Origin of the sequence: Nostoc cf. commune SO-36, from assembly GCF_023734775.1 — a bacterium.
Taxonomy (GTDB): domain Bacteria; phylum Cyanobacteriota; class Cyanobacteriia; order Cyanobacteriales; family Nostocaceae; genus Nostoc; species Nostoc commune_A.
The window spans coordinates 1,177,591-1,201,709 of the sequence record NZ_AP025732.1; the positions used below are offsets into that span (position 1 = coordinate 1,177,591).

General features: G+C 42.5%; 22 protein-coding genes and 3 pseudogenes. 7 read left to right on the plus strand and 18 right to left on the minus strand.

Translation table 11 applies throughout. The annotated features are described in order from the left end of the window. Positions 1–114: 114 nt before the first annotated feature. From ANSO36C_RS05140 to ANSO36C_RS05160, 5 genes and pseudogenes are all read right to left on the minus strand, one after another. A pseudogene (locus tag ANSO36C_RS05140) lies at positions 115–3,421 on the minus strand (GAF domain-containing protein). A gap of 537 nt (positions 3,422–3,958) precedes the next feature. After that, positions 3,959–5,147 (minus strand): annotated as a pseudogene (locus ANSO36C_RS05145) (TRC40/GET3/ArsA family transport-energizing ATPase). A gap of 367 nt (positions 5,148–5,514) precedes the next feature. Further along, positions 5,515–5,796, minus strand: a complete 282-nt coding sequence (locus ANSO36C_RS05150; RefSeq protein WP_251958667.1) for a hypothetical protein — start codon at positions 5,794–5,796, stop codon at positions 5,515–5,517. Positions 5,797–5,958: 162 nt separating this feature from the next. Beyond that, a complete protein-coding gene (locus ANSO36C_RS05155) occupies positions 5,959–6,174 on the minus strand; it encodes a hypothetical protein (protein WP_251958668.1) in 216 nt (71 codons plus the stop codon). Between the two features lie 490 nt (positions 6,175–6,664). Then, positions 6,665–7,734 (minus strand): ISKra4 family transposase gene (locus ANSO36C_RS05160; RefSeq protein ID WP_251955560.1). Its coding sequence is split into 2 segments (ribosomal slippage): positions 6,665–7,578 and positions 7,578–7,734, totalling 1,071 coding nucleotides; the frame shifts between segments, so codons are not numbered across the junction. A gap of 63 nt (positions 7,735–7,797) precedes the next feature. Here ANSO36C_RS05160 and ANSO36C_RS05165 point away from each other — a divergent pair. Then, entirely contained in the window at positions 7,798–8,460 is a 663-nt protein-coding gene (locus ANSO36C_RS05165) for a hypothetical protein (protein WP_251958669.1), read from the plus strand. Between the two features lie 63 nt (positions 8,461–8,523). Here the strand turns inward: ANSO36C_RS05165 and ANSO36C_RS05170 are convergent, their stop codons facing one another. The 3 genes from ANSO36C_RS05170 to ANSO36C_RS05180 form a co-directional block, all read right to left on the minus strand. Then, entirely contained in the window at positions 8,524–8,901 is a 378-nt protein-coding gene (locus ANSO36C_RS05170; protein WP_251958670.1) for a DUF2358 domain-containing protein, read from the minus strand. Positions 8,902–8,947: 46 nt separating this feature from the next. After that, complete coding sequence (locus ANSO36C_RS05175) at positions 8,948–9,511, minus strand: hypothetical protein (RefSeq protein WP_251958671.1); 564 nt, start codon at positions 9,509–9,511, stop codon at positions 8,948–8,950. A gap of 226 nt (positions 9,512–9,737) precedes the next feature. Further along, positions 9,738–10,412 (minus strand): HupE/UreJ family protein, encoded by a 675-nt coding sequence (locus ANSO36C_RS05180; RefSeq protein WP_251958672.1) that lies wholly within the window; start codon positions 10,410–10,412, stop codon positions 9,738–9,740. 214 nt (positions 10,413–10,626) lie between these two features. Between ANSO36C_RS05180 and ANSO36C_RS05185 the strand changes: the two genes are divergently transcribed. Continuing rightward, a complete protein-coding gene (locus ANSO36C_RS05185) occupies positions 10,627–11,202 on the plus strand; it encodes a TIGR04376 family protein (protein ID WP_251958673.1) in 576 nt (191 codons plus the stop codon). A 613-nt stretch (positions 11,203–11,815) separates the two neighbouring features. Here the strand turns inward: ANSO36C_RS05185 and ANSO36C_RS05190 are convergent. Next, positions 11,816–13,429, minus strand: a complete 1,614-nt coding sequence (locus ANSO36C_RS05190) for an iron uptake porin (RefSeq protein ID WP_251958674.1) — start codon at positions 13,427–13,429, stop codon at positions 11,816–11,818. A gap of 234 nt (positions 13,430–13,663) precedes the next feature. Here ANSO36C_RS05190 and ANSO36C_RS05195 point away from each other — a divergent pair, with 234 nt between their 5' ends. Further along, positions 13,664–13,879 (plus strand): hypothetical protein, encoded by a 216-nt coding sequence (locus tag ANSO36C_RS05195; protein WP_251958675.1) that lies wholly within the window; start codon positions 13,664–13,666, stop codon positions 13,877–13,879. An 89-nt stretch (positions 13,880–13,968) separates the two neighbouring features. Here ANSO36C_RS05195 and ANSO36C_RS05200 read toward each other — a convergent pair whose 3' ends face one another. After that, positions 13,969–14,112 carry a hypothetical protein gene (locus tag ANSO36C_RS05200; RefSeq protein WP_251958676.1) on the minus strand — a complete coding sequence of 48 codons (144 nt, stop codon included), beginning with the start codon at positions 14,110–14,112 and terminating at the stop codon, positions 13,969–13,971. 302 nt (positions 14,113–14,414) lie between these two features. Beyond that, positions 14,415–15,853, minus strand: a pseudogene (locus ANSO36C_RS05205) (sugar porter family MFS transporter). Between ANSO36C_RS05205 and ANSO36C_RS05210 the strand changes: the two are divergent. After that, entirely contained in the window at positions 15,818–16,177 is a 360-nt protein-coding gene (locus ANSO36C_RS05210; protein ID WP_251958677.1) for a hypothetical protein, read from the plus strand. The pseudogene ANSO36C_RS05205 and the gene ANSO36C_RS05210 sit on opposite strands and share 36 nt — an antisense overlap. 133 nt (positions 16,178–16,310) lie before the next feature. Here ANSO36C_RS05210 and ANSO36C_RS05215 read toward each other — a convergent pair whose 3' ends face one another. Continuing rightward, positions 16,311–16,775 carry an ABC transporter permease subunit gene (locus ANSO36C_RS05215; protein WP_251958678.1) on the minus strand — a complete coding sequence of 155 codons (465 nt, stop codon included), beginning with the start codon at positions 16,773–16,775 and terminating at the stop codon, positions 16,311–16,313. Here ANSO36C_RS05215 and ANSO36C_RS05220 point away from each other — a divergent pair. Beyond that, on the plus strand, positions 16,767–16,985 hold the full coding sequence (locus ANSO36C_RS05220) for a hypothetical protein (RefSeq protein WP_251958679.1): 219 nt from the start codon (positions 16,767–16,769) through the stop codon (positions 16,983–16,985). The genes ANSO36C_RS05215 and ANSO36C_RS05220 overlap by 9 nt on opposite strands. 188 nt (positions 16,986–17,173) lie before the next feature. On the opposite strand, the gene ANSO36C_RS05225 is transcribed toward ANSO36C_RS05220, so the two are convergent. The 6 genes from ANSO36C_RS05225 to ANSO36C_RS34150 all read right to left on the minus strand — a co-directional run bounded on the left by ANSO36C_RS05225 (position 17,174) and on the right by ANSO36C_RS34150 (position 20,045). Then, positions 17,174–17,785, minus strand: a complete 612-nt coding sequence (locus ANSO36C_RS05225; protein ID WP_251960253.1) for an ATP-binding cassette domain-containing protein — start codon at positions 17,783–17,785, stop codon at positions 17,174–17,176. Next, on the minus strand, positions 17,760–18,476 hold the full coding sequence (locus ANSO36C_RS05230) for an ATP-binding cassette domain-containing protein (RefSeq protein ID WP_323374596.1): 717 nt from the start codon (positions 18,474–18,476) through the stop codon (positions 17,760–17,762). The genes ANSO36C_RS05225 and ANSO36C_RS05230 overlap by 26 nt, the downstream gene beginning before the upstream one ends. Further along, positions 18,445–18,552, minus strand: coding sequence for a hypothetical protein (locus ANSO36C_RS34735; protein WP_410174673.1), 108 nt, complete (start codon positions 18,550–18,552; stop codon positions 18,445–18,447). The genes ANSO36C_RS05230 and ANSO36C_RS34735 overlap by 32 nt, the downstream gene beginning before the upstream one ends. Beyond that, positions 18,552–18,731 carry a hypothetical protein gene (locus tag ANSO36C_RS05235; protein ID WP_251958680.1) on the minus strand — a complete coding sequence of 60 codons (180 nt, stop codon included), beginning with the start codon at positions 18,729–18,731 and terminating at the stop codon, positions 18,552–18,554. The genes ANSO36C_RS34735 and ANSO36C_RS05235 overlap by 1 nt, the downstream gene beginning before the upstream one ends. Positions 18,732–19,015: 284 nt before the next feature. After that, positions 19,016–19,555 (minus strand): substrate-binding domain-containing protein, encoded by a 540-nt coding sequence (locus ANSO36C_RS34145; RefSeq protein WP_323374564.1) that lies wholly within the window; start codon positions 19,553–19,555, stop codon positions 19,016–19,018. Continuing rightward, positions 19,515–20,045, minus strand: coding sequence for a substrate-binding domain-containing protein (locus ANSO36C_RS34150; RefSeq protein ID WP_323374565.1), 531 nt, complete (start codon positions 20,043–20,045; stop codon positions 19,515–19,517). Before ANSO36C_RS34150 ends, ANSO36C_RS34145 begins: the two co-directional genes overlap by 41 nt. 806 nt (positions 20,046–20,851) lie before the next feature. Here ANSO36C_RS34150 and ANSO36C_RS05245 point away from each other — a divergent pair. Continuing rightward, positions 20,852–21,229 carry a hypothetical protein gene (locus tag ANSO36C_RS05245; RefSeq protein WP_229473070.1) on the plus strand — a complete coding sequence of 126 codons (378 nt, stop codon included), beginning with the start codon at positions 20,852–20,854 and terminating at the stop codon, positions 21,227–21,229. Positions 21,230–21,280: 51 nt separating this feature from the next. Beyond that, entirely contained in the window at positions 21,281–23,878 is a 2,598-nt protein-coding gene (locus tag ANSO36C_RS05250; protein WP_251958681.1) for a tetratricopeptide repeat protein, read from the plus strand. The last annotated feature ends 241 nt before the right edge of the window (positions 23,879–24,119 follow it).

Consider the following 24,119-nt stretch of genomic DNA (forward strand, 5'->3'; position numbering starts at 1 on the left):
CACTCCAAAACTCAAACTTTTTGCAGAAGACCAAAATTATTACATAACTTTGCATTCTTCATTTCTAAACCAGGGATAATCTGCACTATGCAAGTTGATTTTTTGTTTCTATGATTAGTTGATTTGTCTAATTGGAATTTCAATCCAAAATTCTGTACCTAACCCAGGTTGAGAATCACATTTCAACACACCACCATGTTTATCTACGACAATCTGGTAACTAATTGACAACCCCAAGCCAGTGCCTTTTCCCACTGGCTTAGTTGTAAAAAACGGATCGCAAATTCTAGCTTTCAAGGATTCAGATATTCCTGGCCCATTGTCTGTAATGCGAATTACTATGCTCTTGACATTACCTTCGAGTTCTCCCGAGAGCAGTACGAATGGTAATTTGACTGCTATGAGTTTTTGATTGAGATTCTCTGTAATCTTCTAAAGCATCGATCGCGTTGCTTAAAACATTCATGAATACCTGATTTAGTGGCCCAGCATAGCACTCTACTAAGGGAAGGTTACTATATTCTTTGACTAATTTAATCGCCGGACTTTCTGGTTTTGCTTTCAAGCGATGCTGCAAAATTAGCAAGGTGCTATCAATGCCCTCATGAATATCAACCGGCTTCATTTCTGCGTGGTCAAGGCGGGAGAAATTCCGTAAACCCAAGACAATTTGCCGGATGCGATCAATTCCAACTTTCATGGAAGACAGAGTTTTGGGCAAATCTTCCATGATAAACTCTAAGTCTATTTCTTCAGAGCGATCGCGAATCTCAGGACTGGGATTAGGGGTATTTTGCAAATAGAGGTCTAGTATACTCAGCAAATCTTGGGTGTAATCGTTGACATGATTGATGTTGCCATAAATAAAGTTCACCGGGTTATTAATTTCGTGAGCAACACCAGCTACCAGTTGACCCAATGAGGACATTTTTTCAGTTTGAATCAATTGGGTTTGAGTCTGCTGTAAATCATTTAAAGTTTGAGCTAGTTTTTCTGTCTGCTCTTTGGTTTGATTATGCAACTGAGCTTGCTGGAGTGCAACCCCAAGTTGATTGGCAATTTGAGTAATAAACTTAATTTCCGAGGATTCCCAATGGCGGGGTGCAGAATTCTGATAAGCTACTAGCAAGCCCCATAGCTGTTGCCCGGTGAATATAGGTGCGATCGCATAGGCTCTTGCTTGAATTTCCTCTAAAGCCGTAACGTGGCATTGAGAGTGACCAGCTTTATAGATGTCATCAACTGCAAAGGTTTCATTGTGACGATATCGCCCACCTTGGGTTTCCTGCAAATAGCTATCTTTCCAAACTGTCTTAGTATTGGAACCTACTACTTTTACCCAGCCATCCCCCACAAACTCAGCGATATATTCACCATTCCAATCAGCCTGGAAACGGTAGACGGCAACTCGATCGGCTTGTAGTGATTTACAGATTTCTTGGGTGGTTGTCTGAAAAATTGCATTTAAGTCAAGAGATTCCCTAACTTTGGCAACAACTTCAAACAATACCCGTTGTTGTTCTGCTGCTTGTTGCAAATCTAATGTCTGTTGTCGTGTCTGAGTAAGTAAATCAGCTTGCTGGAGTGCTACGCCCATTTGGGCAGCAATCTGACTGAGAAAGTTAATTTCAGAAGTTTTCCATTGCCGAGCGCCGGTGTGTTGATAAGTTGCTAGCAAACCCCAAAGTTTTTGCCCTACAAAAATTGGCGCAAGGACAAAAGCGTTAATTTGAAACTGCTCTAAAATGTCGATATGACACTGGGTAAACCCCATCTTGTAGATGTCATCGACTGCAAATGTTTCATTGTGGCGGTAACGTCCTCCCTGTGTGTCTTGTAAGTAGGTGTCATTCCAAATTGTATTAATACCTAGTTCGGACTCATTCGACCAGTAGGGACTAGCAGCCTCAAAATCCCCGACAAATTCACCACCCCAATTAGCATCGAAACGATAAACAGAAACGCGATCGGCTTTGATTAATTGACAAACTTCTTTAGTGGTTGTTTGAAAAATAGTATCGGTGTCAAGAGATTCCCGAATTTCGGTAATCACTTTAAACACAGCCTGTTCTTGTTCAGCTGTCCGTTGTAACTCAACTGTGCGTCTTTTAACTTGTTTTTCTAAATTTTCATTGAAGGTTTGTACTTGTTGGTATAATTCATACTGCTGAATTGCTGAAGCAAAATGTTTACCGATGTTTGTAGCTAGATCAATTTCTTCGACTGTCCATTTTTGAGCTTGTGCTTTTTTATATTCGCGCCAAACCTCAAACGATTGCCGGGGGTACAGTTGCCTTTGATCGCTGTCATACTGCCCCGCCCATAGCGTTTCTGTATCTATTTCGTTGCGAAAAATACTTAAATAACCTAGCAATTGCTGACGATAGTGAAGTGGGATCATCAACATACTGCGAATTTTAGTTGGTTGAAAAGCGGGTTGCAAACTTCGCAAACTAGGAGTTTGATATATATCTGAAATCGCCCAAGTATCGTATTTCCCAGACTTGTAGTGTTCCTGCCAGACGCTATACTGCTCTATGAGTGGATATATGGTTTGTTCTGGCATCACAGGTTGCTGTCCACAGATATAAAGCTTGGCGCAACTGTTTCCTGGTATTAAACATTCTGTTAAGCTGGTCGCGTTACTGTTATGGGAATCAAAAGCTGCATTTCTAATGCAAAGCCTGCCACCAACTCCATTAAGGCAGCAACAGCCGCTTCTAGGGCTGGTTGTAATACAATTGTCGGTAATGAATGTAGTAGGGTCGCAATGCGGTTAACGATCGCTTCCCGTTCGGCTGTTTTACGGACTTGTGTGAGAAGGGTACTTTTGAGCGATCGCTACTGACAACTGCTCGACTACCATCTGTATTGCTTCTAGATCATATTCGGAAATCAGACGTGCTTCAGAATTATGAGACACCAGTAACCCCCAAAGTTGCTCTTGATAAATAATGGGCGCTACTACAGAAGATTTGACTCCCATCGCACTCAAGTATTTAATATGACATGGTTCTACAGGGCGGTAATGAATTTCCTCTGATATAGTTTCTCCATTTTCCAAGTCACGCAGGTGACTTTGACCAATCTCTTGAGTATCAAGATTAACAACAGAACGCACTCGTGATTTAATAAAGAGTTCACGGGCGGCAAGGGGAATATCGTCAGCAGGAAAATTCAGCCCCAGTAGCGATGGCAACCGATTTTCGTAAATTGACTCAGCAATCACTTGACCGCTACCATCAGTATGAAATTTGTAAATCATCACTCGGTCAGTTTTTAGTAGCGATCGCACCTCTGCCGTTGTCACTGTGATAATTTCTTCCAACTCTAAGCTGCGTCGAATACGGTTTGTAATGCGGCGCAGTAAACTTTCTTCATGACGGTATAAGGGTGAATTTTGTTCAGGATTGGAGGTCATTGCTTATAGAAAAATAAATTAATAATTTGAAAATTGACATAACTAAATCTAAAGATATTTTGAGATTTATTTCATCAATTTGTCTTCAGTAAAACTACGGTCAAATCATTAATATAAATATTTATTTACCTTTTATAATAATTAACCAAAAAATCATAAAAAAAGACGCAAGTTTAATAGCGTCTGTGTCATTAGCAAGAAAAGAATCTTGCTTTTTATCTAAACAGAATTCAGGAGTCAGGAGTCAGAATTCAGTATGAATTCTGTACGAGTGGTGGATGAATAAACGGGTTTAAAACTCCCACCAAATTTCAGGAATAAGGATTTATTAACTTCCAGATTTCCTGCATAAAAGCATTTCAGTGCCATGCCCCCAGAAAAAAGTTATGGATCTAATTTAATCCTCATTCCTCAATTTGGTGGTCTTAAATCAGTGGTGGGTCTGAATCCCCCACTGATTTATTCTGACTCCTGAATTCTGACTTCTGAATTCTTCTTCAGTTTTAACCTTTTGTTGATAGAAAAACATCCAACAAACTAAACTTTTGTGCTGTCAGCAAAGCGGATTTTCAGATAGTCGTTTTCCATCTTTGCCCCTGATGGCTGTAGTGCTGCTAAGGCTTGTGGCAAAACTAAGTTACGACGATGGTTGCCAATAGTAATGTTTAATTCGTCTCCAGTTTTACTGAGTTGAACTTGGTCTTTAGGAATACCCGGTAAATAAAGTTCTAAGCTGTATTGGTTTTCCTCTTGTACAACTCTTAGAGTTGTTTCTTTATAATAAACCTGAGTTGGATCTTCATCTTTATAAAGAGTTTCTTTCAGGCGTTCTAATGAAGCTAATCCACACATTTCCTCAGAAAATAGGGGAACTTCTTTCACCGGCAGAGGGTGAAAATCATCATGAATTTCCCGGCGATATTGCTCCTGACTTTCCTTCCAACGTTGGAAAAATGGGTCTTGGACTTCACTTGGTATAATCCGATTAGCCACTACCAAATCTGTAGCAACATTATACAAACTCAGATAAGCATGGGCACGGAGAGATTCTTTAATCACCATCTTTTCGGGATTGGTGACAAGACGCACTGAGGTTTGAGTATTATCTGTTAATACTTTTTCCAGAGCTTCAATTTGTTCATAAAACTCATAAGGTGCATCCATCACCTCTTTATCAGGTAGGGAAAAACCAGCAATTGGTCTAAACAAAGGTTCAACTAGGGGCCGAAGTGCCACCGAGATGTTTTGAAATGGTTTGTAAAAACGGCGCATATACCAGCCACCGACCTCAGGTAAACTCAACAAGCGCAGTGCTGTACCGGTGGGGGCTGAGTCGATAATTAAAACATCAAACTCACCTTCATCGTAATGGCGTTTCATTCTTACCAAGCCAAAAATCTCATCCATGCCTGGTAAAAATTGCCAATTCTTCCGCCTGTACGCCGTCTAAACCCCTTGCCTGTAAAACTTGGGTAATGTAACGTTTCACAGCACCCCAGTTTCCCTCCAGTTCTTGCAGTGCATCCAATTCAGCACCCCACAGATTTGGGCGAATTTTTTGGGGTGCGTGTCCGAGTTCCATGTCGAAACTATCTGCGAGGGAGTGGGCGGGATCTGTACTTAAAACCAACGTCTGATACCCTAATTCCGCACAACGCAGTCCAGTTGCAGCAGCAACGGAAGTTTTGCCCACGCCGCCTTTACCGGTCATTAAAATTACACGCATAGATACTTTTGTCCTGACTGAGAATTTTTTACATTTATTTACATTATCGACTGTTAAGGAAATAAATGTCGTTTCGACACGTCTAGGCATTATTATGAGTGTTTACCGAACAGAATTCAGGAGTCAGGAGTCAGAATTCAGAATGAATTCTGTACGACTGGTGGATGAATAATCGGCGTTTTTGCACCCCCACCAAATTGAAAATTTGGTGGTCTTCAATTCCTGCGCGGTCTGAATCTCCGACTGATAGCGTTCGCGTAGCGTCTCTAAGAGTTGCGTTAGCGAGTCCGCGATAGCGGAGCGTTAGCGAGTATTCGAGCGTCGCGTCTTGATTCTGACTCCTGAATTCTGACTTCTGAATTTTTCTTCAACCTAACTCGTCTGTTGGGTCTTGCTGCAATAACTGATCGAGCTTAGTTTCCAGTGCTGAGAGTTTTTTGAGAATTGTGGGGCGATCGCCATCAAGAGAAATTAGTAAATTGGTTATTCTCTCTTGTATGTTCGTTAATTGTGACACTGCATTCTGAATTTGGAGCATTCCTTCTCGGAGTTCTTGGCGTTCCTGCCGTGTTTCCGCCAGTTCATCTAACATAGCTTGGACTGTTTTAGCATTAGTCTCAATTAGATGTTTGAGTTCTTTATCAGTCATTGCGATCGCACTTTGAAGTTGAGTCTATTATTCACTCTAAAGTATTGAGGGATTTTGTTTCAATCCCCCGTAGGGCAGTACAGTTGTGCTATCCTGCACGATAATGCCTGTTTACTGGCTCAACATTGCAAAAGCTTGCTCAACCAGCATCTTAGCTTTGTGCTACTTCAACAGCTTTTCTTGTTCAAATCTATCGGGGTAACTCATTTTCCTACCTTCCAGCGTTAGCCGAATCAGTGCTATTTGCTCATCTGTAGGTGAACTCATCTCATCTATTGCTGCGCCAATATACTGAAAAGTTGTGAAAGTGGGAGCCTTTAACCCTCTTCCTTCTTGCATCTGATGTAATGCTAATTGCGGTAATTGCGGGAATGCCATCAGAGAAGTGATGTAAGAGGTTGTTTGAAAAGTATTTCGTTGTGCTTTTAGACACTTTTAGATCCCCCCTAACCCCCCTTAAAAAGGGGGGAACCGGAGTTAAAGTCCCCCTTTTTAAGGGGGATTTAGGGGGATCTAGAACGTTTTGCTACCAAGAAGAGGACTTTTCAAACATCCTCTAAGAAACTTTGTATCGTGGGTTCCCTGTCGGCTTGATACCGTAGCGTCGGCATAAGTCACGTAACTCTTGGATGGTTTTGATTTCAAGTTCGGAACGCGTGAACATAAAATAGAAGTGTCTTCATATTTGATTTTTGAAAAAACTCAGTACACCTTAAAGAGCCTTTTTTTTGTTCCCTGTTCCCTGTTCCCTTGCCACATAGATCATTTCAGAAATCAAACCGGATTACTATATATATATTATCCAAATATTAAAATTTGTTCAATATAACTAAGATAGTATGGGAGCATCCAGTTTTGGCAGAAATACTCAAATAGCCAGTAAACCATTGAGATAAGCACAACGAACTGAGAGGATTTGATTAACACTATCAACATTCCATTGTGCGCCAGAAATTTTCATCCTAGCTCCAATCTGTTTAATAGCAGACTCGACTGCACCAGAACCAATAGAACAAAGTTGTTCAGCCTGGTAATAGCTGTAGTTGACAATGCGAGAGCGATGTTTTTCAAGATAAGCGATGAAGTTCTTAACTTGTTTGCCTCGACGATTATGAAATAAAGCTTTAGTTTCTTCGACTTGACCTTGCCACAAAAGAGTTTCAGCAACTTTAAGCCGCTTTAAAGAACCGCCAATTTTGTAGAGATTTTCTTTGAGGTGATACCAATCCAATATTTCCCAACGCTGAAAATGCTCTGTTTTACCAAACTCTTTGACTAAATTCCACACGCCATCATGACCATCCCCCAAGCATACTAATGGGTTAACCAGACGCTGGCTATTGACATAATCAACTAATGATTGGTTGTCATCAAAAAACGCACTATAGTAAATTCCTTGTAGTCTTACGGTTTTATAGTCTCGCCAGTGACACCCGGCTTTCGGTTTACCCCGGAGTCGGACTTTTCCCCCATCTACACTGACTTCTGAAACTGCTTGTTTTGCAAGTGGTAATTCAAAATCTTGTGACAGTACTAATTTTTGTTGCGTTGAGTGACCCACTTTCACTCCTGTCAATGCCTCAACTTCAATTTCTGCTTTTTGGTATGATTCGTTAGCTGACAGCCTCAAACAACACTTTTGAAGTAATGGGCTTAACCGACTTCTGGGCTTCAAACCCAGTTTCTGTAACTGTTTGGCTTTAAGAGTCAGTTCCCCCACCAAGCTTTTAATTTTCCTGGTTTTACCTACTTTTGTTCCAGTTTTTTGTTCGATAAAAAAAGGGCTATTTCTGGGCTAACTAGTTCTAATATTTGACTGCGAACTGTTTTTTCTATGCCTTCCAGGTCTGTTAGCTTACTTTTGTCTGCTTCTTCATACAACAATGTTGCCACTTCTTGTAAGCACGCTTTGAGCCGTTCTTGTTTATCCTGGTTCATGATTCCTGGTTCACGCTTCTTTCTGTCTGTTATTTTCTCCTAAAATCTGTATATCTTCCAAAAGTGGATGCTCCCCAACAACTTAGCCTACTTCAGCATACAGCACAGTTAAGATATAAAGAACGCATAGAAATTAGACGAAAAAAGCCTATTTATTCACTTAACTTATTATCACTTTTAGATAAAATTTCTCCTCTAAGGAAAGAGTATTTTATCAGACTCACTGAATTCATTGCCAGAAATGAACGGGGTAGTGATATTTGTCGCAATATTTTCTTCCAACTTATAGAAGCTTCTCACCAATCAAACTGGCAAGTTAGAGAACTACTTGTATCTACAATTCTTGAGGCTGTTCTGAGGAATATTGATACTCAACCTTTCCAAGCTAAAAAGAGTAAGTCTAAATTTAATGTGGGTAGTAGTTTAAAAAATTTCATCAGTCAATACTTATCTGATGAATGGAATGATATTCACACTCCTGTGATGACAGCCCATACTTACCTACGAGATCGTAATGCTCATCCGGACTGGCTTTTCACCCAAGGTGGCGCTTTATCAGAAGAAGAAACGGAAAAATCATTAGACAGTATGATTTTTCTCAGTAGATTCTATGGATATATGATCTTGTCATTAGCTGGCTTCGGAAACCTGAAACCTCTATTTCCAAAACCACACTCGGAGTGGGGAGCAGCCATGATAATTATTCCGGCTAAATATTCCAGTTAAACTACCTAATTATTTTTAGTTTAATAGCAATTATCTATTCAGTTATTTAAATTATTGACTTTTTCAAGAGAAAAAATGCTGCTTCACCACATCTAGGCGTGAACAGTTCCAATAATCGATATGGGAGACAATCAAGCCATCAGAGTTAAGACCTAATTCACTCCAACCAGGAATAGAGATCCGTGGCTTCCAGGGCAGAGGAGTATTCCAGCTAAGTGTCCACTCGGTTTTTATTGTATTTTCTAGACGTTGAATATTGTGTAAGTCCATCTTGGGGTTTAAAAACCAAGTTTGGATAAAATTAATCATTTCTTTGTAACGTTTAACGCCACGAAATTTATTCAGAGGATCTTGAAAATAAACCTCTGGGGCATAAATATTATAAGTTTGATTTACTGGGAATCTTTGATAGTCTTCTTTGAGGATTTCAATGATATCCATGATAAATAAATATATCGGTAAATTTGTTTAATTTGAAAAATTGAAATTAACCCTCATTCCATAAACGTTCTAACTGACGCCGCCAAGCAGTTAAGACTTCTTCTCGCGCCTCTGGGGTTTGATTGATTTCGCCCATCATTCCTTCTGCGTAAAAGCGTTCTAAACTTTGCATCGTAGCTTGTAGAGATTGTCCTTGCTGTTTTGCGGCCTGAATAATTTGCCGGATGCGGCTTTCAATTAGTCGATTAAAGACATTATCTAATCCAGCCTGATGGAGAGATACAAGTCGGTTGATTGCATAAGACAAATCTACACTCACTAAAGTGCCACTGTTATGTTGAAATACTCCCCAAATTACCCCTTCATACAAAGCGTAACGGACTTCTTGAGTGTCATCGAAGTTGGCTTCTAGGAACTGTTCTAAAAATGGTTGGGCTTCTTGGATGGGTAGAATAGGCAGTAAAACTCGCAGCCAAGTATTATCTGCGGAAAGCAGCACCAATAGCCGAAAAGTAGAAGTGTCTACTTGCCACTCGCCAGGGGCAATGCCACTAACAGCCGATGTGCCAAATAATTCTGTTAACGTACCCGCAATTTCTTCAGGTGTCATAACCCTTTATCTATATATAGCCTCTAGATTAGCGCAGAGGGAGATCAACTTATTCACTAGAACGCTTGCTTTTGTCCCGTCTGAAGAAGCAATGGGGGCGCACAGCTAGTTGTACGCCCCCACAAATAAATGTAGAGACTTAGCAGTGCTACGTCTCTACAAGGGTTCTGGTTAACGCATATTTAATTTCTGGAGATGTCTATTCTACTGTATTGAAATGTGTGATTTAAATGATCGAATTGCTCAAAAAGACGATACCGATCGCACATAAAGCGAAACCAGCAAGGCTGATTTTCCAAGGTAAAATTCGGTTTATTTCTCCCACCCCCATTGCAATACCAATTTCTCTAGCACTCATCGCAACCACAAACAGAGTTAAGGTAATGCTTAGTATATAGGCAACTACTGGCATCATTCCTACCCCAATAATAGATTCAGCATTAGCGTAACCCTGAAATAAACCAGCACTAATGCTTACCAGAGCAAACACTATAAAGTTTGGTTGATTTGGCATCATCAGCATAGTACCAAAAGCAATGGTAGAAATGGCGATGGCTATTTCTGTGCCTGGTAAATTTAGCTGGTATAGATGACTTACAATGCCCAAGACTGTTGCGAAAACAAAACATCCAGCGATCGCAGCGCCACGAACAAACACAGATGAGAGTAAGCCAATAGCAATAATACCAACTAAACAATCCAAGCTAATTACTGGATCTGCTAATCCCCAGAGAAAGCCTTCCCAAGCGTTAGAGATGGTATGGTCAATTGGTGTTCCACTCAATGAACTCAGTAAGCTAATTAAAATTAAAGCTGCGATCGCCCCAATATGGCGATTCATTAACTTCGAGGTATAAAATGCTCCCCAAGCACGGGATTCTGATAAATTAGTTTTGAACATTACCACACACCAAATTAGTTTTTTCGGTAATTTATACTACCCAAGCGCCCAAACAAACTAACGTGGTAATAACGCCAGATTATGCTATTACTCGACCGCTTACAAGGCGGCGGAAGTTCCGAGATATTCACAGCAATAGACAAAATGTTGACTCTCTGTACAAGATAATCACTACAATAAAATAGTCACGCACCCGATCTCTGGAGTTCTAGCAGTGGGATTATTTGATGATTTGAGTCGGTTTCTTGAAAACCGTTTAGAAGAATTCTTGCGTAACAATCCACATTTGGAGTTAGAGGCGCTGCTAGAACAGCTGCGTGAGCAAGAGGAAGACACATTAAAACTGATCGCAGATTTAAAATTACAAGAGAAGCGATCGCAAGAAGAAATTCTGTCTACCGCTCAAGAAATTCAGCGTTGGCATATCCGTATTGAAAAAGCCAAAAACGCCAATAGAGAAGATTTGGCGAGTGCTGCGGGTGAGCGAGAAGCAGCCTTGTTACGCGAAGGAAATCAGCGTTGGGGACATATGCAAGGGCTGAAAGAACGCATTAACCAATCTCAAGAACTACTGCAAAAAATTCAGCAGCGCCGACAGGAGGTGCAAGCTAAAGCCGCCGAAGCACAGACAGCCCGTGCTAAAGCGCAAACCCAGCAGCGTTTTGAAACCGTTGGCTGGTCGAATAAAACTAGCAATTTTTCTGGTGGGTTTGATGACTTAGAAGAAAAGTTCCGTAGTTGGGAAACTCAGGATGAGTTAGAACAAATGAAGCGGAATATACAGAAGTAGCGCGTATTGGCTAAAATACGCCAAAGTAACAAATGAGTTTGCATTTGCAGCAAATGAGTTCGCAAAAGTAACAAATGAGTTCGCAAAAGCAACAAATGAGTTCGCAAAAGTAACAAATGAGTTCGCAAAAGTAACAAATGAGTTCGCTAAAGTAACAAATGGGTTTGCAAAAGCAACAAATGAGTTCGCACCGGGTTGATGTACATTGGTGTCAACTTAAGCTAAAAGCCTTTTCAAATCTCGTTTCCAGCCTCTGGGCTGGAAATGCAACTCGAAAGCGGCTCTGCCGCCAGCAAGGGAGGCGGAGCCTCTATGACTGCATTCCCAGTCGGAGACTGGGAACGAAACAAGGAGACAATATCTACAATATCTAAAAGCCGGTTCTAGGCTAGCTTTCACGTTAATTTGACCATGATTTTTCTCCAAAAACAAGCATGACCAATTCTTCCTTGATGGTACAAGCCCCTAAATTCATTTATGGATAGATAAGTTTTAAACAATGCAGGGTTTAAGCCCCCGGATTTATCCGTGGGCATTAATTGCGAATTGCGTTAGCGTAGCGGTAGCGAGTCCGCGAGCGTCATTGCGAATTGCGAATTGTGCTGACATTTAGTTAAAAATCGAAGGTTGTCCGAAGCACACCCACATACTGCGTATCATTTCTGCTGTCGTTTTCCGGGTTGAGAATTACCCAAAAACCAGGAGTCACTGAGATGTTGTCGTTCAGGCGATAACGATAAAATGCTTCGATGTGATAAGCGTTATCTCGGTCTTGACGGACATCACTGTTAGAGACACGCGGCGGTATGCCAAAGAGAATTCCCGGCAAGTTACCCTCACCCCCCACATCAGGAAACGACACACCAATCGCGCCAAACCAGACATTGGCATTGTCGCCACTGTTTACAAATAGAGCATCTGTTCCACCCCTGCCATTGGAAATATCACTCAAACCAGAACTCTTGGCATTTGCCCAAATATATCCACCCCAACCGTGGATTTGGAAATTCGGGGAGAAACGGTAGAATCCCTGTGCGCCGATAATATCGTTGGAAGTAGCAATGTTATTGCCAAAGGGAGCGTTTGACAGGGCGCTACCCGTCCCAGCCGTGACATCGACTAGTCCAGCAGGGCTATAGCCATGAGAGTAGGCAATACCAATAGCTCCTTGTTCACCATAATAGGCTAAGTGCGCTAGGGCGTTGTAGCCGCCATCAAATAATCCGTTGCTCTGTGATGGCACATTGGGAGTGCTGGCTAAATAACCCAAGGTGAGAACCAGGTCTTTGGTAATGTTCCAGTTAGCGGCTGCACCGCCGCCACCTCGCCGGAATAAGGGACTGTATGATCCAAAAAGTGAGGGAACCCCATTGCCGTCATCAGCGATTGTGGCGGGAGTGACGGTGGTGGAAATGTCGGTGTAACCAATGCCTGTAGGGCCAACAACGAAGTTAAGGGACTCACTGACTGGGAAGTAATAACGGATGTGGGGGACAAAAAGTGTATTGTTGCTGTCATAATCGAAGTTCAGGCGTGTCATCCCTGTGCCTGTGGCTGCGGCTATTTGGCTTGTACCATTGGAATTCGCAAAGTTGCCAAACTCCAGCCGGACTCTCAACAAATCTTTGCCTGTGAAACTACTCTCAAAGTTGAGACGACCCCGATTTGCAAAGTAGAGATTGGATTCATCGCGATCGCCACCCACTCTATTACCAAAGGTATCACTAACGGCGGTAATAATTTGAGCATTCAACCTGGTAGTAGTAGAAAATTGCTGCGCCTCCAATGTTGCTGTATGTGCCTCTAAAGTATCTACTCGTCCGCGCAGAGTTGTCAGTTCTGCGGCAAAGTCTTGCTGCAACTTTTGCATCACTGCCAAATCTTGCTTATTAACTAAATCGCTAGTAGCTGTGGAAATTAACTCATTAATCCGATCTAAACAAGCATTTAAACCTGCGGCAAACTCATAACGGGTTAAGGCACGGTTCCCGCGATAGGTAGAATTGGGATAACCTGCAATACAGCCGTAGCGTTCCACCAGCGATTGCAATGCACCAAATGCCCAATCGGTTGGTTGTACATCAGAAAACTGGGAAACAGAAGTGACTTGTCCCTGCAAATTCCTATTAGCATCTACTACATTAGGATCATCTTCTGGAGGTGCTGCCCAAACTGCTGGAATTGCCAAAAATACGATAAAAAAGCTTTGAAAAATAATTTTTAGCATTGACTTATTACTTGAAAATGGTTTAATTCTGACTTGGTAGCGAAAGATATTACACTCGAACTAAAGCTTTTACGTGATGAAATAATTTTGCTTTTTACCGAATTAATTTTGTGTCTTTTTCTGGATGAAGCAAGTTATATTCCAATACGCTTGGGTTAGCGCCAAAAACCTTGAAATGTGTAGGTTGAGGAGCCACTGCGTTGGGCGGCTATGCCGACTTGTAGCACGTGGCGTTTGAGGAACGAAACCCAACATTTTCGGGGCTTTGTTGGGTTGCGCGTTCAGTTAAGGCTAAAACTCTGTTATCAAAGTCAACTTTTTAACGTAGACGCTTCGGCTTGCCGCAGGCTACCGCCAAGGCGCAGAGAAGCCAGTGCGTTGGGCGGGTTTCCCGACTTGAAGCAACTGGCGCGACGCAGAGAGAAGAATGAGAAGGAAAAAATTGCTTAACTGAACTGTATTGCTCTCTAAATCTCTCTCCTTTTAGGAGAGAGACTTTGAATTTTCCCCCTTCCCTTGTAGGGAAGGGGGTTAGGGGGTTAGGTTTTTCGTGCGCTTTTCCATATAACGTGAAAAGTCAGGTTGTGCATCGGCACTGCTTTTAATTTGACGCGTAGTTTGTCGTAGTCTAATATCAACTCAAAATAATCCTCTACCTGCGATCGCAGGCTAGCTATGCCCATGTCTGCAAAATAGCATCAGGTATCCCAAATAAATGCAAAGCTTGGTCTATTATGTGCTTTAAATGTCCCAACTACTACACCAGATTAATTTTGATAAGTTCGTAGTAAGGACTTTAGTTTTTTGCTTGAGCGCTCACTACGAACCCAATCAAGTTGTTTTGGGGACTTCCAAGAAATAAATTATTCCAATTTCTGGACTCAACACGACTGTTCCTCTCCCTGCTCCCTGCCCCCCTGCCCTTAAAACGATGGGATATTTTTTTATTTGGAAGTACCTTGGCAGAGTAGTAAATGGATGCCAATTACATATCTTCTAACTCAATTCCTTTGGTTTCTTTAACAAAGAAGAGAATGAAAAATAACGAGGTAGCTGCCGCAATTGTATAGAGTCCGTATGCAGAACCTAGACCGAAATATTGCAGTATGGGAGGAAACGTTGTGGAAATTAGGAAATTTGCAACCCATTGCATGGCAGCAGCAATTGAAAGTGCAGCAGTTCGAATTTTGTTATTAAACATTTCTCCCAACAGCACCCAAACTACTGGCCCCCAGGAGAAACCGAAGCAAAATACATAGAGGTTGGCTGCGATGAGAGCCACAGTCCCGGCGCTGCCGGTAAGATTAGGATTTCCAGCAGCATCGAGGGGAGCATTGCCAAAAAGATAAGCCATCGTCCCCAATGTCAAGGTCATCCCGATTGAACCTACTATAAGTAAGGGCTTGCGACCAAATTTATCTACAAAGGCGATCGCAATCAGTGTTGTAATAATATTGACGGCTCCTGTAATCACCGTGATTGTTAGAGAATCTTGTTCTGAGAACCCGACGGCACGCCATAAAACACTGCTGTAGTAAAAGATTACATTAATACCAACGAATTGTTGTAGTACAGATAAGCCTATTCCGATCCAAACAATCCGAAGGAGTCCACCATTTCTGCTTAAGAGATCAGAAAATCTGGGTTCGCGTTCGCGAAGCACTGTCTGCCGAATTTCATCGATTTTTGCCAGCACATCACCGCCCAAAATCTTGGACAGAACGTTAGCAGCTTCTGGTTCCCGCCTTTGAGCAACCAAGTACCGGGGAGATTCGGGAATCATTAAAGCTGACATTCCATATAGTATTGCTGGAGAATTTCTGTCCAAAACATCCACCGCCAAGCGGCTATACCAAACAAAAACGGCGACTCGGCTGAACCTGCTGACATAGCAATAAAGTAGTCGCATATAAGTGCAATAAAAATCCCAACTACGATCGCTAATTGTTGCAGAGATCCTAATCTTCCCCGCAAATGGCTAGGAGAACATTCAGCAATATAAGCTGGGGCGATAACGCTAGCAGTACCAACTGCAATGCCACCCAATAGCCGCCAAAAGATAAAATCCCAGATTCCAAAGGCAATCCCGGAGCCAATGGCACTGATGGTAAACAACACCGAAGCTGCTACCATTGCCTTGACTCGACCATAACGGTCTGCGATTTTCCCTGCATAAAAGGCTCCTACCGCAGACCCTAACAATGCTAGGGACACGGCAAGACCCGTTAACACACTGTTAGCGTTAAAGGCATTAGAAAGAGCGCCAACCGCGCCGTTAATTACTGCGGTGTCAAAACCGAACAGAAAGCCGCCGAGGGCAGCAGCACCAGCAATCAAAATTACATAAAATGTGCTGGATTTACGACGAGTAGTAGTAGAGGTCATAGTTTGTATATTTATTATTGGGGATGGGGCATGGGGCATTGGGCATTGGGCATTGTGGGGCAGGAGAGTAGAAACCAAAGACTCATTAATGGAGTTCAAAGGCTCATTAATGGAGTTCAAAGGCTCATTAATGGAGTTCAAAGGCTCATTAATGGAGTTCAAAGGCTCATTAATGGAGTTCAAAGACTCATTAATGGAGTTCAAAGGCTCATTAATGAAGTTCAAAGGCTCATTAATGGAGTTCAAAGGCTCATTAATGGAGTGCAAAGGCTCATTAATGGAGTGCAAAGACTCATCCCTATTCTCAATGCCCAATGCCCCATGCCCAATGCCCAATGCCCAATTCCCAAAGAAATTCTTTAGCGTCTAGAACGTCTGCGGAGTCTATCAATGGTTACTGCCAAAATAATTACTAGTCCTTTGACGACTAGTTGCCAGAAATAAGATAGGTTCAACAAGGTTAAACCGTTGTTGAGAATACCAATAATTAATGCACCTAGAAGTGTGCCGCAATGGTACCAATACCACCTGTGAAGCTTAGTTCCACCAAGAATAACAGCTGCGATCGCCATCGTAATTCGTAACCTTGACCGATTACGCCACTAGCACTATAAAGACGGCTAGCACTCATGATTCCTGCTAAACCTGCTAGTAATCCGCTAATACCATAGACGAATAGCAACACCCGATTAACTTTAATCCCTGTTAATCTGGCTGCCCGCTCGTTACCACCAACGGCATATATCTGCACTCCTAAAACAGTTTGCCGCAACACAAACCAGCTAACGATTACAGTCAGGAGCGCAATTATCACTAGCCACGGCAGGGGGCCGATATAATCATTACCCACCCAAGCAAAATTGATGTCTCGGTTAATCACGGTTGTACCTTTGGCAACCAAGAAGGCTACACCCCGCAAGGCAGTCAGTGAACCCAAGGTAACAATAAAAAGGTGGCACATCTAAAAAAGGTGATGAGAGCGCCGTTGACTAAGCCTAAAAGCAATCCTGCTAGCAATGCAGCAGGCACGGCTGCCCAACTTAAAGCTGGCAGTAGCGATACTAACAAGGCAACTACGGCAGAAACAGCTAAGATTGACCCAACAGAAAAGGTCAATACCTCCGGTGAGAATCACAAAGGTCATTCCTGTCGCCAGCACAATATTGATTGATGACTGACGCAAGATATTAACGATGTTACCGCCTGTGAGGAAGTTGGGCGAAAGGAGTGCAAATAAGATGCAGATAATTATCAGGATTGGCAGAATACCCGCAACTTCCAATAGGGTACTCATTGATTTCCGGTTGCGGGATGCGGGATTGTTGCGTATTTTATTGGCAGGTGGTCTGACTGTCTGACTCATGATGCTAATACCTCCGATGCTCCAGTTGCATAGTGCATAATCTTTTCTTGAGTGATTTCTTTGCCAAGACTGCCATCCAGTTCGCCTACTAGCTGTCCTTCTCGCATCACCAAGACGCGATCGCTCATGCCGACAATCTCCGCCAGTTCGCTGGAAACCATTAAAATAGCTACACCTTGCGCTGCCAATTCGCTCATAATTCGGTAAATTTCGCTTTTAGCACCGATATCTACGCCCCGTGTTGGCTCATCTAACATTAATACTCTCGGCTTAATGGCTAACCAACGCGCTAGCAGTAGCTTCTGCTGATTACCACCAGAAAGATCCAATGCTCTAATTTCCAAATTGGCTAGGCGGATATTAAAGTTTTCTACTGCATCTGTTGAGAGCCGATTAACTGAACCCCAGTTAACAATTCCAGCTTTGGCATCTTGTTTGAGTGTGTTGATGGCAATATTCTTACGGGCGCTCATCTCTAGAAATAAACCTTGATCTTTGCGGTCTTCTGGGACGTAGCCAATTCCTGCTGAAATGGCATCACTGGGCGTATTAATTTCCAGTTTTTTGCCATTCAAGAATACTTCACCACTGGCTTTGCTGGTCTGCACCAAAAATCAGCCGGGATAGTTCTGTGCGTCCTGCACCAACCAACCCTGCTAAACCGACGATTTCTCCAGCATGAACTTTAAAATTAGCTGGCTCAATCTTCTTCCGCGCATCGCTCATATTTCTGACTTCCAGCACGACTGGGCCAGGATTAGTTTGCCGTTGATGTTCGTAAAAGTCTTGCATGGAGCGACCAACCATCATCTGCACTAATCGCTGGGGAGAAATCTCACTGCGTGTCAGACTGCCAATATATTGACCATCACGCAACACGCTAATCCGGTCAGCTAAGGCATAGATTTCTTCCATCCGATGGCTGATGTAAATAATCGCAATGCCATCACGCCGCAGTTTGCGAATTACCTCAAATAAATGCTCACTCTCGCGGTCAGATAGGGCTGCTGTTGGCTCATCCATCACCAAAACGCGGCTTTTGTCCTTCAGCGCCCTGGCAATTTCTACTTGCTGTTGTTCTGCGATCGATAAGGTACTAACTACAGTCTGCCCGGTAAAATTTGCTCCCCGGCTTTCTAACACTTTCTCTGCTTCCAGTTGCATCCCTTTGCGGTCTAAGAACTGACCTCGCCGCAACTCGCTACCCATAAACATATTTTCGGTAACGGTTAAATTCGGTGCAACATTCAGTTCTTGATAAATGAGATTAATTACCTGCCTTACGTGCTGTCGCCGGATCGGTAATTTTCAGGGGTTGACCATTGATGCGAATTTCTCCTTCATCTGCAATGTAAGCCCCAGCCAGGATTTTCATCAATGTGCTTTTGCCTGCTCCGTTTTCACCATGAGGGCGTGAACTTCTCCCGGATAAATCGTCAAATTAACATTTTGAAGCGCAGGTACACCATGAAATCGTTTTGTAATTCCTTGCATTTCTAATACAGGGGTGCTGGTTGGTGCATCAGGAAATGAAGTTTCAATATTTGTTGTCATGAGCAGAACCTGTAAAAATAATCTCAAATTCGGAATTTGTGAGTTAGAAATTAATCAACTCACACTTATTACACTTAATATGTATGAGATGGAAATCATCACTAAATCATGTTTTAAAAAGTGATTAATATCTCGAAAACTTCTGAATATCGAAAGGCGATATATCAAAACTTTCTACACGCGCACATATATACATCATGGGTATTTGCAAAAGCTCTGTCAATGCATCGAAAGACTCAATTCAGATTAGACATAACTTTTAATTTCAAATTGACAATTATTATTTACCAGCCTTTTTCTGTGCTGACGTTATCTTTTGTGATCAGCTTGACTGGAATTAAAATGGTAGGTGATTTAGGTTTCTTCCCATTTAAGATGTCATTGCCAACCTGAACTGCTTTTTGGGCCATTCCTCGTGGATTTTGGGTAGCAGTCGCGGCATATAAACCATCTATTTCTGCGATCGCAGTGATTGCTTCTGGCGCACCATCAACGCCTACAATAAAGAAATCTTTACGTTTTGCTTGGTTAGCTGCTAGTTCTGCGCCTACTCCACTCGGATCATTGATGGCAAAAACAGCATCAATTTTCGGAAAGGTTGTCAGCAAATCAGTCATAACTCTGAGTCCTCCATCCCGGCTACCATCTGCATTCTGGTTTTTAGAGAGTATTTTGATATCGGGATATTTAGACAATACATTCTCGCAGCCATTAACTCGCTGAATCACCGAGTCCACTGGCGGGCCGTTAACTATTACTACATTACCTTTACCTTTAAGACGGTCAGCAATTATATCTGCAACTAACTTCTCCAGCTTGAACATTATTAGTCGTAATTGTGGCATCTACACCTCCTTCTGCACCTGTATCTACTGCTATGACAATTCTGCCTGCTTGTTTTGCTCTTTCAACTATTGGTCTAATTCCACTTTTGTCAGCAGCATTCAAAACAATAATGTCAGTATTGGCAGCAGTGAAATTTTCAATTTGATTGGCTTGTTGGTTGAGGTCGTATGCACTGGAAGCTACAATAACATTGACATCTTCTCCGCCAATTCTCTTCGCTTCTGCTTCAACTGCTTGTCCCATGAGAACGAAGAAGGGATTACTTAAATCACCAACGGTAAAGGCAACTGATCGTAATTTTGAATTTCCAGTGGTAGTCTTACTTTCTGCACTAGTGTTAATAGCTGTATTGACATTCGGAGAACCATTTGTACAGCCGACAAGACTGCCACCGATGATACCTAGTATGCTAGTTGCGATTACGCGAAACATAACACCAGAGGTAAACACAATCTTTTTCACATTCATATATCTCCTAAAAGCCATTTTTACATACACCAAATTTTGAACCTATATATTGTTTAAAAAACAGGAACAAGTATTTTAAGTTAAATTTCCAAAAATTAGTTTTATTAACCTTATAAATCTTCATTTTCTTTGACTTTTTTCATCTTATCTCGCTAAGATGCCAAAATTAATTTTATTTATCGAACTTTACAAAAATAGAAGCTTTTCAATCTCCTTAATATAACTAAAAGTCTTCACTTTAAAGCATTTGCATAAATCAGCATATTCAATATTTATAGCTGTATGAAAAATTTAATATTTCTCAATCGATTTATTTAGCAAATAGACTACTACTAAAGAAGTATTTAATATTAAAGAATTGCTATATTTTGGCAAATGTAAACATCCTTTAGTTAGATGTTTAAAGTTAATCTCATACCTTTATCTAAACAGAATTCAGGAGTCAGGAGTCAGAATTCAGTATGAATTCTGTACGAGTGGCGGATAGCGTAGCGGTAGCGAGTCCACGATAGCGGAGCGTTAGCGAGTATTCGAGCGTCGCGTCTTGATTCTGACTCCTGTTAAGAGAAGTAATGAGTAATGAGTAAAAACTTCTTACTTCTTACTCATTACTTCTCCCCGGCACTTGCACAGGCTTTAAGAGGTGTGGTGAGAAATCCGGGATCATTAAGTGCTTAAAATCACAGCCAAATACTTTTAAAACATCCTCTAAGATCAATCTTAATAAATTTGTATTATTTATTTCCAAAGGAGATGCACTAAGGTAGGATACCTCACAGTGCAATTTCGTAGTTAATGGGTAAAATATGGAGCCTGTAACCCTGACAGCAGCAGCGATCGCAACTTTGGTAATCACCAAAGCCTTTGAAAAAACTGGGGAAATCATCGGCGAAAAGGCTTGGAATGAAGGCGAAAAGTTGTTAGTTCTGCTGAAACGCAAGGAACCTAGCACGGCGAAGGTTATCGAACAGGCTAAAACACAATCTTTAGATTATGGTCAAGCTTATCTCATTGGGCAGCAGGTAGAGGAAGCGGCAAAGAAAGATCCTGAAATTGCTCAAGCTGTGGAAGCTGTAGCCAATGAAGCACAACCTCAACTGACGAACACTATTATTGAAAATTGGCAGGGGATAAATATTAAAGGTGGAACTAATACCATTTCTGGTAACACCTTAAACTTCTGACTAAATTCGCCCCAAGGGGAATCGATAGTTTCTACTGAAATACCGCAAAATTTGCCCCTGAGTGGGGTAGTGGAATTTGTCGGACGTGAAGAAGAATTGCAAAATCTTCACCAACTTTTGCAGGATAATAAACAAGTTGCGATCGCAGCAATAGCAGGGATGGGTGGAGTTGGTAAAACAGAACTGGCTTTACAATATGCCAGCAAGCAACGCAACACTTACAACGGTGGGCTTTGCTGGTTGCTGGCAAAAACTGGAGATGTAGGCATTCAAGTTGTGCAGTTTGCTAGAACGCAGCTTGATTTAAAACCGCCAGAAGATTTTGATATAGTCGCGCAAGTGCAATATTGTTGGCGGCGTTGGCGTGAAGGTGATGTGCTGCTAGTGTTGGATGATGTCAGCGACTACGAAGAAGTCAAGCCTTACTTACAGTCGCTACCTTCTCGGTTTAAAGTGCTGATAACTACCCGCCAGAACTTGGGACGCATCGCACAGTTATCTTTGGATGTGCTGCAACCAGAAGCGGCGCTGGAGTTATTAAAGTCTTTACTCAAAGAAACACCGGGGCGAATTGAAAAAGAATTTGCTTTAGCAAATCAGTTGTGTGAGTGGCTGGGATATTTACCTTTGGGTGTGGAATTAGTGGGGCGCTATCTGGCGCGGAAACAGGATTTATCTTTAGCAGAAATGTTGCGGCGGCTGGAGAACAAGCGACTAGATGAGCGTTCTCTGTCTAAATCTAAGTCGGAAGCTGACATGACAGCACAACGAGGTGTGTTAGCAGCCTTTGAGTTGAGTTGGCAAGAATTAGAGGACAGCGATAAACAACTGGGTTGTTTATTAAGTTTATTTGCCGCCGCACCTATACCTTGGAAGTTGGTGGAACAGTCTTTACCAGAAGAAGATGGAGAAGATTTAGAAGAAATCAGAGATGATAAGCTGTTGAATCTGCATTTACTCCAGCGCAAAGGTGAGGGAATCTATCAATTACATCCACTGCTGAGAGAGTTTTTCCAATATAAGCTTACAGGTTTAGATAAGGGGGAGGAACTAAAGCGATCGCTTTGTCGGGTAATGGTAGCAGTCGCCAAAGATATTCCTGACTTGCCCACCCTTGAGCAAATCACCGCAATTTCTCCCGCCATTCCTCATATAGCTGAAGTAGCGAATCATTTCATTCAATACCTCAGCAATGAAGATTTACTTTGGCCTTTCCTCGGTAACGCTAGATTTTACAATGGTCAAGGTTTATATAACCAAGCTTTACCCTGGTCTAAACAATGTCTAGAAGTCACTAAAAAACGTTTGGGAGAAGAACATCCAGATGTCGCCACTAGCCTCGACAACCTAGCGTTACTCTACGCCTCCCAAGGCAGATACAGCGAAGCCGAACCCCTTCACATCCAAGTTTTAGCACTCACGTGCAAGCTGCTGGGAGAAGAACATCCAGATGTCGCCACTAGCCTCAACAACCTAGCGTTACTCTACGACTCCCAAGGCAGATACAGCGAAGCCGAACCCTTTTACATTCAAGCTTTAGCACTCACGCGCAAGCTGCTGGGAGAAGAACATCCATCTGTCGCCATTAACCTCAACAACCTAGCAGAACTCTACCGTTCCCAAGGCAGATACAGCGAAGCCGAACCCCTTTACATCCAAGCTTTAGCACTCAAGCGCAAGCTGTTGGGAGAAGAACATCCATCTGTCGCACTTAGCCTCAACAACCTAGCGTTACTCTACGACTCCCAAGGCAGATACAGCGAAGCCGAAGCCCTTCACATCCAAGCTTTAGCACTCACGCGCAAGCTGCTGGGAGAAGAACATCCATCTGTCGCCCAAAGCCTCAACAACCTAGCAGCACTCTACTACTCCCAAGGCAGATACAGCGAAGCCGAACCCCTTTACATCCAAGCTTTAGCACTCAAGCGCAAGCTGCTGGGAGAAGAACATCCATCTGTCGCCCAAAGCCTCAACAACCTAGCAGCACTCTACTACTCTCAAGGCAGATACAGCGAAGCCGAACCCCTTTTCATCCAAGCTTTGGCACTCTGGTGTCAACTGCTGGGAGAAGAACATCCATCTGTCGCCCAAAGCCTCAACAACCTAGCGGCACTCTACGACTCCCAAGGCAGATACAGCAAAGCCGAACCCCTTTACATCCAAGCCTTGGCACTCAGGTGTCAACTGCTGGGAGAAGAACATCCAGATATCGCCATTAGCCTCAACAATCTAGCGAGACTCTACTACTTCCAAGGCAGATACAGCGAAGCCGAACCCCTTTACATCCAAGCTTTAGCACTCTGCCGTCAACTGCTAGGTGAAGAACATCCATTAGTTGCTACTAGCCTCAACAACCTAGCGGCACTCTACGACTCCCAAGGCAGATACAGCGAAGCCGAACCCCTTTTCATCCAAGCTTTAGCACTCACACGTAAGCTGCTGGGAGAATCACATCCATCTGTCGCACTTAACCTCAACAACCTAGCGTTACTCTACTATTCCCAAGGCAGATACAGCGAAGCCGAACCCCTTTACATACAAGCTTTGGAAATTGCTGAACTTAGTTTAGGGGTAAATCATCCCAACACAATTACTTTCCGTGAAAATTTAGCATATTTACGCGATCGCCTCCCCCCAAATCCAGAATAAGCTAGTTATATGCAAAGCGTACCGTGATAAAAATGAAACGCGCGTTAGCGTTCGCGGAGCGTCTCGTAGAGAAGCTCACCGAAGGTATCGCTTAAACTCGGTCTTTCGTGTTCCGAACTCGGTCTTTCGTGTTCTGAACGAGAACGTTCTTGTTTCAAGTGACAATGTTTTTGTTCTTAACGAGAACGTTTCTGTTCCCAGTGAGAATATTTCTGTTCCAAACGAGAATGTTCCTGTTTCA